The sequence below is a fragment of the Streptomyces sp. NPDC031497 genome (genome assembly GCF_055580905.1).
This window is the reverse complement of record NZ_JBVIKO010000013.1, coordinates 28,052-44,139: the sequence shown is the minus strand read 5'-3', so window position 1 is coordinate 44,139 and position 16,088 is coordinate 28,052. Positions and strand designations below refer to the sequence as shown.

At 74.1% G+C, this 16,088-nt stretch carries 1 protein-coding gene (cut by a window edge); it reads right to left on the bottom strand.

Annotation, left to right across the window (positions count from 1 at the left end; translation table 11 throughout):
• A protein-coding gene (locus tag ACZ5K7_RS25905; protein WP_468916633.1) for a lonely Cys domain-containing protein crosses the window boundary here: on the bottom strand, positions 1-16,088 show its 5' end (the start). Its footprint begins 28,360 nt before the window's first position; only the first 16,088 of its 44,448 coding nucleotides appear in the window; it begins with the start codon at positions 16,086-16,088; its stop codon lies off the left edge, out of view.

The following is a 16,088-nucleotide window of genomic DNA, read 5'->3' as shown; positions in this document are numbered from 1 at the left end:
TTCCAGCCGACGACGCCGATCCTGGCCGGCGCCGAGGTACCGATGCCCACCATCTCGCGACGCAGCGCGCGGACCACCCGGGACGAGACGAGCTGCCGGATGGCCTCCCGGCTCTCGTCGTCCATCCCCAGGTCACGGACCTTCTGGTCGAATTCGTCCAGTACCCGGCTGGTGTTGAGGGAGTTCACCGGATAGGTGGCGAACGGGCTGTTCCTGAACCACTGTGGCTGCGTCCACACATGGATCGCGTACGTCGGCACCGGGCCCTCGGCGTCCGCCGCGTCCGTGAGGACGCGCAGCAGATGGGCACTGCGCTCGGGAAGATGCCCGAGCCAGCCGCCGCGGACCCGCAGGCGCTCCCCGCCCCAGCCGCGCACCCCGCCCGGCAGCAGCCGGCGCAGCGGCGACAGCAGCCCGAACACCCGTATGGCCGCCGCGACCTCGTGTTCCGCGTCACCGGCTACCAGCACCTGGTGCCCCGCGTCGACCCGGTTGATGTCCGAGACGATGGTCCGGGCGATCTGGACCGACTCCCCCCGGGAGGTCCACCAGGGACGCACCATCACTCCGTAGCCGCCGGTGATTTCCGGACCGACCGGGTGGGAGTGGTTGTAGACGAAGGTGCCACCGAAGGACTGGGTGAAGGTCTTGCCCCGCGACCCCGACGCCTGGATGCTGCCGGTGACCGTCATCTCGGTCTCCAGAGGGGCCGGCCGGGCCAGCGCCCGCAGCACGCTCACCCGCACCCGGTGGACCACGGTCCCCATGTCGTCCAGGTAGGGCCCCTTGCCGAAGAGGCCGGTGGTGCGCGAGCCCAGCGGGCCGGAACTCTGGTCGAAGTCCGCCGTCAGATACTGCGGCCGCTGCGGGCGCACCGCCGCGTCATGCGCGGGCGAGCCCAGCGTGGTGAGGTGCCACGCCCCCCGGGACGCCTGCTGCAGAACCCGGTCCACGACGCCGGGCTCGCCGCCCAGCGCCACGACGGACACGGTCTGGTAGGGGTGTTCGGAGAGCGGCCCCGGCCGGTGGTCGTCGTCGATCGCCGAGAGTGCGCCCTCCGTCAGCGCCTTGGCCTCTTCGGAGGACATGGGCTCCTGGGTGATCCGGACGTCGTCCGGGAGCGCGTACGGGTTGTCGGCGCCCGGCGCGTGCGGGTCCCGGCTCGGCATGTGCTCCGAGGGCACGCTGATCAGCACCCGCGCCGCCACGGCGGGGTCGGGCGCGGTGTCGCCGACGACCTCGGTCTTGCTCTGCGTGAAGACGAAGAGCCGGGTGCCCAGGATGCCGAGCGAGGCGATGCCCCGGAACAGGCTGCGCAGACGCCAGTAGCCACCGGTGCTCGCCGAGACCGTGAGGCCGTAGCTGAACAGATGGGACGGCCTGGTGCTGACCGCCATCGGCTCGAACGCCGCGCCCGGGCCGTAGCCGATCCCGTGCTGTGTCCGGCCGTCCGCCTGGTAGCCCACCTGGCCCGTGCCGCCGTGCTTGGCGGAGCCGATGTTGTCGACGTGGCTGTCCCGCACCGACACCTGCAGTTCGAACCCGGCCCCGGAGCTCACCGACATGTTCTGCTGGCCGCTGAGGGAGGTGGATCCGGGGGCGCTGTAGCGCATCTTGAGGTCGTTCTGGGTGCCCTCGTAACGGAGGCCGGTCAGTTCGCCATCGAGCCAGATGTACCGGTAGCCACGGGTGAACCGGCCCGGCTCCACCAGTTCGACCCGGATGCCGGTGGTGGACAGCGCCCCCAGGTTCCCGGCCGTGCTGTGGTGCGACAGCGCGTTGATGACGGTCAGGGTGTTGGACAGCACCATCTGGTAGTGCGCGTGATTCCGCCACTCGGACGGGTCACCGAGATCGACGAACGGGGCGACCAGATCGGGGAACTTCCGGTGGACCGCCTCCAGGACCTGGTCCATCAGGGTGTCGAGCACGGTACGCCCGGGTCCGCCGGCCGCCTCGCCGAGCTCGATGCCCTCGGGGCCCTCCACCGCCGGGGTGATCCCCGTGGGCCGCTCGGTGTACCGGCCGTCCGCGAAGGTGAAGCTCTCCACCCGGCTCATGCCGAGGGTGGGCGGGTGGTCCTGGGTGAGATACGCCGGGGCGAACGGCACCGCGCCGCTCTGCCGGCGCAGGGTGGTGCCGTCGTCCCAGCCGGCCAGGCGGCGCGCCTCGGTCTGCGTCATCCGGTCCAGGCTCCAGGTGACGAACGGCGTCGCCGCCGGGTCCCCGGTCTTGCGCACATAGACGGTCTTCTCGACCAGATACAGGTCGGTGGTCGCACCCTTCGCCCGGCCCACCGCCTTGACCCCGCCGGCACCGCCCGTCACCTGCGAACGTCCCGACATGTGCCCGTAGCGGGCGACGGGGCCGAACTGGATCCGCATGCGCAGGCTGTCGATGAGGCCGAAGAGACTCGGCAGGTTGAAGGTCGGACCCGCCACGACGGTGAGGTCCTGCTGGAACGCCTTGGTCACCCTGCGCTCGTTGCGTACGGTCAGCTGACCGCTGTCCCGCAGTTCCTGGACGTCCTCCTCCGAGACGAGAAGGGCCCGCCCCGGGATCACCCGCTCGATCACGAACGCGCCCAGCGGAGTGTGCTTGTTGTCGTCGTCGAACAGCGGCGCACTGGCCACCCGGGAGCGGGACAGCCGCGCGGCCATCTCCCGGAAGCTGTCGGAGGAGAAGAGCGCGTCGAGTTCGTCGTAGGCGGAGGTGCCCTCCCGGGTGCCGATCCGGTCCACCGCCCAGTCCCGGATCTCCCGGATCGGGCCGAAGTCCTCGGTGAACACCAGCCGGTAGTCCGACTCCGCGCTGAGGTCCATCGTCCTCGGGGTCCGGCCCGGCTCCGACCCGTCCGTGAGACTGTCCGGCAGCCGCAGCGACAGACCGTCGCGCATGGCGAAGCCGACGGCGTGGTCCGGACGGGCCGTCTCCGCGGGCCTGCGCCGCCAGGGGGTGCCGAGGACGCCCCGACGAGCGGGCCGCAGCGCCCCGTCCCTGACGGTCAACTCGTAGTACACGTCGTCGAGATGCAGATGGGAGGGGCCGGTCGAGCGGTTCTCGGCCTGGCTCACCACCTGCTGGCTCATCAGGTAGTCGAAGGCGGTGGTGTATCCGAACCGTGCGGCGATCCGGCCGAATCCGACGAACATGGCGCTCGGCGGGCCGAGCGGCACACCCGGAGCGACCTGACGGGTGGTGGCGACCGTCTTGCTGGCCCCGGTGGTGGCCTGGCTGCGCCGCATGTTGTCGACCTTGGTGAGCTTGCCCTCACCGTCGCCGAACCGCTCCCACTCGCCGTAGTTGCGCACCCTGATCTGCAGCGTGCGGATCCGTCCCTCGACGGTGCGGTACACGAAGTCACGCCCGTCGGCGGCGAAGGTCCGGGGCTCGCCCGCCAGGGCCCGCCCCACCCGGTCGAGCAGGGCCGCGATCCCGTTGCGGAGCGGACGCCTTCCGCGCGGTCGCGGGTCCTGCGGCCGGGTCGCCGGGTCCTGTCCCAGCAGCCGCTCGATCTCCGCCATGACCTGGTCGGTGCCGCGCAGCACCACCGCGCTCTGCCCGAAGACGGCGGCGTCGTCGAGCACGGCCAGCCGGTCCGGGTCGGTGAGCACATCCGGGTCGTCCTCGGCCAGGAGCGTCAGCAGGTTGAGGTAGTCCGGCATCCTGCTGCCGTCCTCGAACCGGTTGGGGCCCTGGTGGACGGGCGGCGGCAGCAGCGCCCGGTCCAGCCGGGCCGGCCGGTGCAGCTCCAGTTCCTCGTCGATCCGCGCGCCGGGGAACCCGGGCCGCTGGACCGGGGCGGACGGGAGATCGGCCGCCGGGGTGACGACGATCTCCGGGAGCCGGCCCTGGTCCTGCGCCGGCTCCTGGGCCTGGCCCTGTCCCCGGTTCGCGGGACCTGCGGCACCCACGCGAGGGGCTCCGCCGGGTGCAGTGCCGAGCCTCAGGCGTATGAGGTCGGCTTCCTTGGCGTTCTTCCGCATGGCAATGACCACGCGAGCGGTCACGTCCGCGGTCGACTTCAGGTCCTTCTTCCAGTACGACGGCAGCGCTGCGTACGCCCTCGCCACGTCCCCGGCGGTCGCGGGGCCCTTGTTCCACTTCAGCCGCTCCAGCTCCCTGTTGACGGAGGCCTTGAGCTCGGAGAGATAGGAGGCCGACGGTGCGCCGGCGTCCGACGGGGACTGCTGCTGCGACGGCGACAGCGACGGCGGCTGCGGGGCGGCCGGGGGCTGGATCGTGGTGGGCGGTGCGGTGTGGCGGGCGATGCCGGACGGGGCCTCGGGGCCGAAGGTCCAGATCACCGGCTCGGACGGGGGTGCCGTGCCGGGTTCCAGGGTGGCGCCCACGAGGCCCAGGGCCGTACCCAGATCGTGGCCGACCGGGACGGCGCGGCGCTGTCCCGGCACGTTCAGGGCGAAGCCCTCGCCGGTGTCCACGCGCAGGTCCACACTGCCCGCGTCGTGCGGGACGGGGGTTCCGGCGACGATCTCCGTGGGGCCGGTCTGGACCGGCAGTCCCACCGGCGCGAACACCAGGGCGTTCAGCTCGTCGGCGACCTGAGCGCCGAAGGACGGGAAACCGGCCTGTACGCGCCCGGCCTGGCCCGCCAGGATGACGACGGGCAGCCGGGTGCCCGGTTCCCATGCCGTCCGGCGCTCGACGTACTGCGCGACTTCTGCCGCCGTCCGCCAGCGTCCGGCCAGGTACATGCGGTTGTCGCTGGCCCGGTACTGACCGCCCACGACGACCGCGCGGTCGCTCGTCGGCAGCAGCGGGGAGGCGTGGTCGCGGGTGGGCAGCTCGTGCCGGCCGACGAACCGCGCCCCGGTGAAGCCGCCGTTCAGGGCGACCTCCGGGGCCCGGGCGCCGGTTCCGCCGCCCGAGCTCGAAGTGTCGGCCGACGGCACGGCGGTGCCGTCCTCGAGGGTGGTGGCGGCCCGGGAGGTCTCCGACGCCGGATGCCCGAACGCCTGCTCCTGGGCCGCGTGCTGCCACTGCTCGTCCCAGCGGGCCGCTTCGGTGCGGGCGGCCTGTGCGGCGGCCTCGTCGGCGGCGGCCTGGCGCTGCACGGCTCGCGGGGCCGTGCCGCCTTTCGCCCCGGCCTGGGCCTCGCGCAGTGCATCGGCGGAGGCCTGCGCGGCCGAGGCGGACTCCTCGACGCGTTGCCGGTTCCAGTCCGAGACCAACTGGTAGACCTCGTCCCGCGTCTGCCACGTATCGGCCGCCCGGTCCGTGGGTCCGGAGCGCTCGGAGGGCTTGGCGGAGGTGAGCGCCGGCTCGTTGTGCACGGTCTCGGACGGCGTCGCGGTTTCGTGGATCTGCGTCTGTGTCTGCGTCTCCGCCGTGCGGGCGGACTGCTCCCCTGAGGCGGCGGGGGTGTTCTCGGCCGCCGTCTTGGGCTGCTTGGCCGCCGGCCGGGCTGTGGTCGGCTCCGCGGCCTTGGCCGCCGCGTCTGCCGCCCTGTTCATCCCGACTTCGGTCTCCAGGCGCCACTGGGCCGCCGCCCGATCGGCCTCCGCCTCCTGACGGTTCCGCTCAGCGTCCGCCCTCGCCTGCTCGGCGGCCTGCACATCCGACTCCGCCTTGCGCGCCGTCTCCTGGAGGTCCGCCTTGTAACGGGCGACCGCCTCCGCCACGCGCGCCTGTTCGGCCGTCGCGGCGGCCGGCGAGGGGGTCTTGGTCTCTGCCGACGCGGAAGACCTGGTTTCCGCGGACGCGGAGGTCTTGGCCTCGCCGGACGCGGAAGTCTTGCCCTCGGCGGACGCCGAGGTCCTGGCCTCCGCCGACGCTGCGGACCCGGCCTCCGCCGACGCCGTCCTGGTTTCCTCACCCGCGGCGCGCCCGGCCTCACCCTGCCGGGTGCCCACGGTGTCGGAACGCCCGGTCTCGCCCGTCCGCGCGCCGTCCGCCTGGGCCCCGTCGCGCCCGGACTCGCCGGCACTCCCCCGGCCCTCGGTCGTATCCGCGCGTGTCGTCCGTGCGGAGCTCGCGGTGTCGTGCTCCGTACGGGCGGTCTCGGCTACGGGTGCCTTCTCGTCCAGCGTCTTCAGGAAATCGGCGAGGGCCGCCGCGTACGGCGACTGCGGCAACTGCACCTCGGGCCGCTCCAGCACCGCGGCCTGCGCCGACGGATTCGCGTCGGCCTTCGCGGCGTCCGTACCGCTCCCCTGCCGGTCGGCGGAGGAGGCGTCGGCGCTTTCGCCCGGCTGCGACGACCCGGACTTCTCGGTCCGGGCACCGTCCGCGTCGTCGCGCGTGCCGGACGCGCGTCCGTCGCCGCTCGGCGTCACCGTTCCCGTCAGCGGGTCCTCGACGGCGGCGGCTCGTACGCCCTTGCCCTGCAGGAAGCCCGCCAACGCGGCCTGGTAGTCGGCCAGCGTCTCCGTCATCGTCTTCTCGTTGCCCGATTCCCACGCCTGGCGAAGTTCGCTCGCCCACGCCCGCGCGGCCTCCTCGGACATTCCGGCCCTGGACGCCTGCTGGAACACGGCTTCCTGCTGGGCATCCGCCCCCTTCCGGAAGTTCGCCTCTCCCTGTGCCTGCCGCGCGTCGGAGATGTGCGTCCGCAGCGCGTCCAGCACCCGCTGCACCCCGCCCGAGCCGCTCTCCTGGTGCTCGCGCGCGGCCCAGTCGCCCCACGCCTTGGCCTGCCCGACGAGTCCGTCCTTGGTGGGCAGGGTGCGCAGCGCGTAGTCGGCCATCAGGGTGCCGATGCGCTCCGTCGGCATATGGGACTGGGGCAGCTCGCCCTTGCTGCCCGTCAGCACCTTCTGCCAGGGCTCCTGCTTCGTCACGGCGGCCCGGGCCGGCTCCGGCCGCCTGCCGCCGGCCACGTCCGCGCGCTCGGTGAGGTGGTCGGCCCGGATCTGGGCCACCTGGGCCCGGCCCGCGGTGTCCCGGGCACCCTGCTCCGCCTCGGCCAGCCGGGTCCGCAGCCCGCTGATCTCCGCGGCGTGGACGTCCCCGCGCTCCTGGACCGCCTTGAGCTCCGCCTTCGCCGTCTCCAGCCGCGCCTGCCGGGCCGGCTCCCCGAGGGTCTCGGCCCGCCGGGCCTCGATGAACTGAGCCCGTGCCTCGGCCACCGCGGCGGCGTCGGACTGCTTGCGCTCCACGGCCTCCTGACGGCGCGTCACCGTCTGCACGTCCGACCGCGACACATCGGCCAGACCGCGCCCCGTGTCCTCCGCCGCCGCCTTGGCCTCCGCCACCCGGGCCTGTGCGGCCTGGATCGCCGGGTCGTCGGCCTTCTGCGCCGCCCGGAGGTCCGCCCGCGCCCCCTCCAGCCGCGCCTGCTCGGACGCCACCGCGTCCCGGGCCTCCGACAGCCACTCCCGCGCCGACTGGACGGCGGCCGGGTCGGCCGCACGCTGCTCCGCCGCCTCCAGCTCCGCCTGGGACAGCTGCTCCTCGCGGAGCCTGCTCCGGAGGGACTGCTCGACCTCCAGCACCTGGGTGCGTGCCGCGTCGACGGCCGCCGGGTCGACGCCCGCGCGCTCCTGCGCCGCCGACAGACCCTCCCAGGCCTCGTCCAGCCTCTGCTGTGCGGCCCGGTCGGCGGCGAGCGCCTCGGAGGCCCACGCCTCTCCCTGCGTCGGCGCCGTCTGTTCCGGCCGGTTCTTGTTCTGGGTCCGCAGCGCGGACTGCAGTTTCTGCCGGGCCGCCGCGGTGTTCTCCGGCGCCTCGTGCACGGCCGTCCGGGCCTCGTTGACCCGTGTCTCGGCCGCCTGCACCGTCTGGTCCAGCAGTTCGTCCAGCTTCGGCCGTGCCTCCGCGACCACCTGGTCCCGGTGTACGGCGGCCGACTCCGCCTCCTGCCGTGCGGTCTTGGCCTCCAGCCGCGCCTGAACCGCCTGTTCCGTCAGACGCACCGGGTCCGCCGCGCCGGACCGCCCGCCCGTCGTCTCGGACCGGTCGTTCATCAGGTGCTGGACCAGCGCGTCGCCCTGCTCCTGGGTACGTGGCCGGTCCGCGCGCTTGCCGGCCGCGTCCGCGAGGATCCGCGTGACCTGTGCCTCCCGCGCCGCGGGGTTGTCCCGGGGCAGTGACCGCGCGGTCAGGTCGCCCTGCGCGAACCGCCGCTCCAGCTGCGCGACGTGTACGGCGTCCTCGGCCTTTTGGACCTGGTCGAGCGCGGCCTCGCGCAGCGACACATCCGACCCGGGGCGTTGCATGACCGACCGGAATTCGGCCTGGGCCTTCGCCAGCTTCTGCTGTTCCGTCCTCAGTACGCTCTCGGTCTCGGTGAGCCGCGTCTGCGCGGCGTTCCGGTCCGCGGCGTCCGCCGCGCGGTGCGTGATCGCCTCCACGTCCGCCCGCGCGGCCGCGTCCTTGGCCTCGGCCTCGTACAGGGCACGTCCGTCCGCCGGCCGTGCCTCGGCGGCCTCCGGAGCGGTCCGGTCGCCGCCCTCGCTCCGGCGCGCGGTCTCCAGGTCGGCGAGCTTGCCCGCCAGGTCCTCCCGTGCCGCGCGCCCTTCCCCGTAGGACTCGGCGGTCCGGGTCTGAGCCGCCTGGAGTTCCGCGGTGTCGGACTCGCGCCGCTGTGCCGTCTCCAGATCGGCCCGCTCCACCGGCAGTTCCCACCGCGCGGCCCGTGCCTCGTGCCGCGCGGCCACCTGGGCGTCCTGGGCCTGGTAGGCCCGGTCGAGCGCGTCCGCGCGGCGCTCCCCGTCCGCCGCGGAGCCGGTCCTGTCCCGGAGCATCGAGGTGAGTTCCGCCAGCGCTTCCCGCACCTCCCGGCCCCTGGCCGCCAGCGTCTCCTGGGCCTTCGCGACCCGCGTCCGGGCGGTCTCGAGCGCTTCGGGATCCGCCTGGCTGAGATGCGCCGCCTCCCACTCCGCGCGCACCGCCGCCTCGTGCTCGACGGCCTCGCGCTGCGCACGCTCCGTCGCCGCCAGGCGGGCCTGTGCGGCCTGCACCGCCGGGTCGGCGGCGTCGCTGCGCCGGGCCGTCGGTTCCGCCTGTGCCCCGTCCAGTTTCCCGCGCGCCGTGCCCACGCCGTCCCGGGTCTCGGCGGCCCGGGTCAGGGCGGCCGCCAGCTCGGCGGCATCGGCCTGGCGTTGCCGCACGGCCGCCAGCTCGGCCCGCGCCGCCGTCAGCTCCCGCGCCGACGCCGACGCCACGGACTCGGACTCGGCCAGCCGCGACCGCGCGGCCTTCATGGCCGCCGACTCGGTCTTCTGGCCACGCCCCGCGGCCGACTCGGCGCTCTCGCTCCGCCATGTCGCCACGAGGTCCGCCCTCGCCCCCGCCACTTCCTGCCGGGAGGCCAGTCGCGACTCGTTGGACTCGAAGACGCGGGTCTGTGCCGCCTCGAGTTCCGCGGTGTCGGCCTGGCGTCGCTGTGCCGACTCCAGATCGGCCCGCGCGGACTCCGCGGTCCCCCGCAGCTCGGCGGCCCGCGTTTGCGCGGACTCCAGGGAGGCACGGGCCTCGGAGACCCGGCTCTGCGCCGCCTCCGCCGCCTCCCGCCTCTCGGAGGCCCGGGTCTGGGCGGCCTCCACCGCCTCCCGCTGCTCGGCGAGCCGAGCCTGCGCGGCCTCCGCGGCCTCCGGCGTCGCCGGCTCGGCGCTCTCGTCCTGCCGCGCCGTCTCCCGCTCCAGCTGCGCCTGTGCCCCCTCCAGGTCCCGCTCCGCGGAGGCCGCCGCGGACTCGGTCTCCGACGCCTGCTTCTGCGCGGACTCCAGGTCCGCCCGCTTCCCCGCCAGCTCCCGCTCCGCCGAGAGCGCCGCCGACTCGGTGTCCGACGCCTGCTTCTGCGTGGTCTGCAGGGCGTCCCGGGCCTCGGTGGCCTGGGTCCGCGCGGAGTCCAGGGCCGCGGCTTCCGCTTCCCGGTCCCGCGCGGCCGTCAGGTCGGCCCGGTCCGCGTCCCTGTTCAGCCGTGCGTCGCCCAGGACGTCCCGGGCCTCGGCGAGTCGCGCCTCGGCGGCCGCACGTTCGGCCTGGCGCTGCTGTACCGCCGTGAGACGGGTCTGCGCGTTCGCCAGTTCCGTCCGTTCGGCCTGTACGGCGTCCCGCGCCGAGGCGAGCCGTGCCTGCGCCGCGTCGACCGCGGCCGGATCGGTGTCCGCACTCCGCTGGGCCGCTGCCAGATCGGCCTGCGCCGCCTGCTCCTGCCGCTCGGCCTCCGACAGCGCGGACTCGGACTCCGCCACGCGCGTCTGCGCGGCCTCCACGGCGCCCTCGGCCTTGGCCGACTGCCCCTTCTTCGCCGCCTTCGGAGCGTCCTCGCGGGTGGCGGGCCGTGTGTTCGCGTCCAGGGCCTCCAGTTTCTCGGCACCCACGTGACGCTGTACCAGCTCGGCCAGGTCGGTCCGCGCCGCGCGCTCCTGCACCCGCGCGGACTCCAGCACGTCCTGGGACTTGGCGGCCTTCGTCTCCACCGCCCTGAGCTCCGCGGCGATCGTCTGACGCAGCTGCACCGCGGCCAGCTCGGCCCGGGCTTCCCGCACCTCCCGCTCCGCCGCCAAGACACCGGAGTCGCCCTCCGGCGCCCGCCCCCCGGTCTCCGCGTCCGCACGCTGCCGCGCGGCGTCCAGAGCGTCCTGCGCCCTGCCGACCCGCGTCTGTCCCGCCTCCAGCGCCTGGGCGTCGGCCTGGCGCCCCAGCGCCGCGTCCAGATCCGCGCGCGCCGCGCGCCACGGCTGCTGTGCGCTCTCCAGGGCGTCCCACTTCTCGGCGAGCCGCTGTTCCGCCATCTCCCGGGCCACGTCGCCGACCTGACGCTCCTGTGCCTTCGACAGGTTCTGCCGAGCCCCCTCCAGCGACTCGCGCGGGGTCGCCACGGTGGCCTGTGCCCGGGCGTTCCCCGCCTCGGGGGCCTTCGCCGACTCCCGCTCCGCCGCCGACAGCGCGGACTCGAGCTCCGCCACGCGTGTCTGTGCCGCCTCCACGTCCGCGCCGATCCGTGCCTCCGCCGCCTCCAGCGCAGCGGCATCGGCCTTGCCCTCCCGTGCCGCCTTCGCGTCGGCCTCCGCCGCCTTCGCCTCCGCGACCGCCGCCGACACCGCGGACTCGGTCTCCGACGCCCGTGCCTGCGCCGCCGTCACGGCTTCCCCGGTCTCGGCGGCCCGCGACTGTGCCGTTTCCAGAGCCGCGGCATCGGCCTGCCGCTGCTCCGCCTCCAGCTTCTGTTCTGCCGTACGCACCGCGGACTCGGTCGCCGCGACCCGTGCCTGCGCGGCCTCGACCGCCGCAGGCTCGGCGCCCTCGCGCTGCTGTACGGCCGTCAGCTCGGCCTGTGCCGCGTCCCGCTCCCCCCGCCTGGCGTCCAGAGCGTCCCGGGCCTCGGAAACCCGCGTCTGCGCGGCTTCCAGCGCCTCGGCGTCCGACTGCCGCCGCTGCGCGGCCGACAGCTCCGCCCGCTCTCCTGCCAGCTGCTGCCGTGCGGACTCCACGCCCGCCTGCTCCTTGGCGACCCGCGTCCGGGCCGCCTCCTGCGCCGACGCGTCGGCCTTGCCCTGCGTCGCCGTCAGGTCCGCACGCGCCGCCTGCTCGGCCCGCTCGGCCGCCGACAGCGCGGACTCGGACTTCGACACGCGCGTCTGCGCGGCCTCCACCGCGTCCCGGGCCTCGACGGCCCCCACGCGCGCGGCGGCCGGCGCCACGGCATCGGCCCGACGCTGCTGGTCCGCCGCGAATTCCGCCCCCGACCGGGCCGCCGGGGCCGCCGTACCGGGTCGCTCGCCGGTCTCGCTCCGGGCGGAGCTCCGGGGTGCTTCCTGGCCCTGCCCCGCCGTACGCGTCTGCCGCCCGTCGGTGTTACGCGCCGATGCAAGCACCTGCTCCGCCTCGGACCGCAGCTGCTGTTGCGTCAGCGCGTCCTCCGCGTCGAACACCTGCTGGAGCGCCGACTCGCGTACATCGGCACCACCGGCGTCCCGGACTTCCTGGAGCACCGCGTCCTTGTTCACCCGGGTCTCCGCCAGACGCGCCGCCGCCACATCCGCCCGGGCGGCCCACTCCTTCGCCACGGCGTCGTACAGAGCGAGTTCGGCCGACGCCACCCGCGCCTGCGCGGCCTCCACGGCCCCCGGCTCGGCGTCCGCGCGCTGCTGTACCGCCGCCAGGTCCGCGCGGGCCTCCCGTACTTCCGTCTTCCTTGCCAGTACGGCGGACTCGGCGTCGGACAGTCGCGTCTGCGCGGTCTCCATGTCCGCCCGGACCTGGGCCCGTTCGGTCTCGGCCTGCTTGCCGGTCACCCGGTCCGCCAGGCTCCGCGCGGCGTCGGCCTTCGCCGTGGCGGTCAGCGCGGTGTCCATGGCCTCGGCAACGGCTGTCTTCAGCGTCCCGAGCTGGGCGGCGCTGTCCTGCTTGCGCAGCTCCAGCACCTCCAGATCCGCGCGTGCCGAAGCGAGTTCGGCCAGCGCGTCGCCCCGGGCGGTCTGCGCCACGGTCAGGTTCGCGCGCGCCTCGTCGAGCGCGGCGGGATCGACGTCCTTGCCACGCTTCTGCGCGGCCTCCAGCTTCGTCAGCTTCGTGCCGACCGACCGCAGCGTCCGCTGCGTCGCCGCGTCGTTCTTCTTGGCCGTGGACAGCCGGGTCTCCGCCTGCTTGACCGCGGCGGTGTCGGTGTGATGAAGGCTCTTTGCCGCCTCCACCTGCGGGCCGAGCTCCGACTTCAGCCGCTCCTCCCGGGCCTGCGCCGCCTCGGCCTCCAACCGGGCCTGCTCGGCCTGCTCCACGGCCCGCGCCGGTTCCAGAGCCGTTTCCTCGGCCGTGGGCCGGCCTTCGGCCTTCGCCGCGGACGACCGGTCCGACGCCTGCTCCCGCAGGGTGGTGAGGCGCGACTCCAGCGCGTCCATCACCCGCTGCACGCCGGCGGAGCCATAGTCGCGATACTCCTGCGCGGCCCACTCGCCCCACTCCGAGGCCTCGCCCCAGCGGCTCGGCTCGTCCAGCGGCAGCTTCCGCTCCGCGTAGGACGCCATGTGGCGCGACACGGCCTCCTGGGTCAGATGCGCCGCCTCCAGGCCAACCCCGTCCGTGCCCTTGCCGAGCGTGCTCTTCCACGGGGTCCCGGCGGCGTCCTCGGAGGTCCGCTCCACCCCCTCTCCCAGCAGGCGGTCGGCCCGGTCCCGCGTCACCCCGGCCCGGATCTCCGCGACCCGCGCGGCGCCTTGCGCGTGCATTTCCTGGCGCTCGGCCTCGTACAGCGCGGTCTGCTTCGCGACGAGGTCCCTCGCGGCTCGGTCCGCTCCTGACAGCTCTTTGCCGGTCTTGCCGTTTCCGGGCGACGGGGACTTCGCCTCGTCGGACTTGGCCGCGAGGTCGGTCGCGTCGGCGGACTTCGCCGTGGCGGACCTGGACGTCGCGTCAGCGGACTTCACGTCAGCAGACTTGGAAGCCGCCTCGGCACGGGCCGTCTCGGCGATCTGGGCCCTCGCTGCCTCGGCCCTGTCCCTCGCCTCGGCACGCTGCGCGTCGGCGACCTTGTCGTTCACTTCCTTGCGGACCGCGGCCTTGTTGCTGTCCTCGGCCTGCTGGCGCTTCGCGGCCTCCTTGAGGTCCGCTACCCGCTGCCGTTCCGCCGGGGTGATGTTCGTGTCGGTGGTCGTCCGGTCCGACGCGGTCCGCCCGGATTCGCGGTCCTCCGACCTGGTGGCCGACCGCGCTTCGTCCGTGCCCCGCTGGGCTCGTGAGGTCTCTCCGGGCGCGCCCGTCCGGGTCTGCCCGGCCCCGTCGGCCTCGGACGCGGCCTTCGCCGATACCCCGTGCGGTGTTCCGCCGGCCTGCGAGATCCCCTCGGTCGCCTCCACGGGTGTGGTCTTGTCCTTCGCCGACCCTGCGAGCGCGGACGCGTTGCCGCCGTCGCCCGACGCGGACCTGGCGTCCGCCCTGCTGCCGCTCGCCGGCCGCGCGCCCTCGCCCAGGGCCGCCGCCGTGCCGGCAGGCCGCACTTGCCGACCGCCCAGACCGGCGGCCGACTTCAGCGGCCCGCGTCCCGCGTTCGGGACCGTGCGTGTCCCATCGGTGCCGCCGGAGGCGCGCTGCCCCTGGTCCGCACCGGAACGTACGGACGTGTCCCCGAGGTTGGCCTGGGTGCCGGGCTCCTTCGCCGCGGCGCTGCCCGCCGTCTCCGACGTGCCCGTACGACCGCCGCCCTCGAGCTGCCCGACCGACGCCTCCCGCACCGGACTCGCCGGATGGACGACCTCCGGCTTCGCCGACGGCACGGACCGCACCGGAGACACCGTCTCCCCCGTCCCCGCGTTGCGCACGGATGCGTCCGACGCGCCGTTGCGCGCCGACGCGTCCAGCGCGCTGTTACGCGTGGAGGCGTTCGACGTGCCCGTACGACCGCCGCCCTCGATCTGCCCGACCGACGCCTCCCGCACCGGACTCGCCGGGTGGACGACCTCCGGCTTCGCCGACGCAACCGACCGCACCGGAGACACCGTCTCCTCCGCCCCCGCCTTGCGTGCGCCCGTGTTCGGCGTGGCGGCGTGGTTGTCACCGACGGATCGCAGCGCGTTCTGCGCCTGCCGCACCCCGGTGTCGACCGCCTTCGCCGCGCCGGGTACCGCGTTGCCGCCCGTGTCCTGCGCCCTGCCGCCGACGGCACCCGTCGTCGAGCTCGGCGTCTGCGGAGCAACCTCGTGCGGGGCGCCGGTGGCCGGCTGGGCCTCCAGGTTCGTCCGCACCGCGCGCTCGGCGCCGGAGGCGCCCACCGACTCCTGACCGCCGGTCGAGTGTCCGACCGTCGAGGCGTCCACGGTCCGCTGCGCGGCCTGTGCCGTCTTCGCCACGCCGCTCAGGCCGGAGCCGACGTCGTGCAGGACGCTCTGGCTCGTGGAGCCGTCCGCCACGCCGCTCGTGATCCCGCTCGTACTCCCCCCGGCCGTCGAGGTCTTCGGCGCGGTCTGTACGGACTGGGTGGCGCCGTCGGTGCCGGTCCTGACCGCCGAGGAGCTTCCGGGCGAGGTGCCGGCGTCCACCGGGGTCACCTTGTTCGGTACGGTCGCCCCGCCGCCGGCAACCGGACCGTCGCCCGCGCCGGTCGTCGTCACCTTGGTCGGCGTCGGTGCCGGTGCCGTGTCCGTCGATGTGCGCACGGTGGTACCCGTGAGTGTCCGGGTGACGGCGGAGTTGACCGAGACGTCCGAGGACAGCGTCAGGTCGGACTTGGTGAGGCCCTTGGAGGAATCGGCGATCGTCCCGCTGATGGAGGAGACGGAGGTGACCGACGACGGCAGGGTCAGTCCCGTACCGCTGCCGGTGCCGGTGCCCGTCGCGGTGTCGCCCACCGAGGAGCCCACGTTCGCGGTGCCGACGTTCACATCGCCGACGTTGACATCGACCTTGAGCCCGTCCAGTTTCTCCTTGCCCACCTTGGCCAGGCTCTTGGTGACAGAGGCCACGGCCATGCCGACCCCGCCCCACAGCACCAGGTTCGAGATGAAACCGGGGATCTGCTCCAGGGAGGTGGGGACGGGAATGAGCTGCTGGGCGGTCGTCGGCAGACCGGCGGCGGCGTTGCCTGACGCCACCGCGGCCGCGTTGATGGCCATGAACTCGATGCCGAACCGGGCGACCTTCCCGGTGACGCTGGCCATCGTCACCGCCCAGTCGGGCAGGGTCTCCGTGACGGCGCTGACGGCGGATCCGACGAACTTGCCGACGTTGGAGACCATGTTGCTCATCGCGCTGACGGCTGTCGCGACCATTTCGGAGACCCTGCCCAGCAGGCCGACCATGGCGCCCAGCAGTCCGAGGAGTTCCGGCGCCGCGAAAATGAGCGCGCCCAGAAAGACGCCGACGAGACCGGCGATCAGTTCCGCCAGTGCCTGCTTCGCGAGCGTTTCCTCCTGCTCGGTGCGGAGCATGGCGTAGTAATTGATCATCTCGCCGGTGTCCCAGAACTCTTCGATGATGTTCATCACCGCTTCGCGCTGGTCGGAGAAAGCCTGAGTCATGTACATCTCGGCATCGCCCAGCCACGCCCCGTTGTTCAGGTCGAACTCGGCGCTGGTCATCCTGGCGGCCTGCTCGTCCAGGAAGTCACCGAATTCGATGAGGGCGTTACCGAGTTCGTAGACCGGGTTCGGGTCCCAGGTCTTGTTGATGCTGGGCGTGTCGTCGGACAT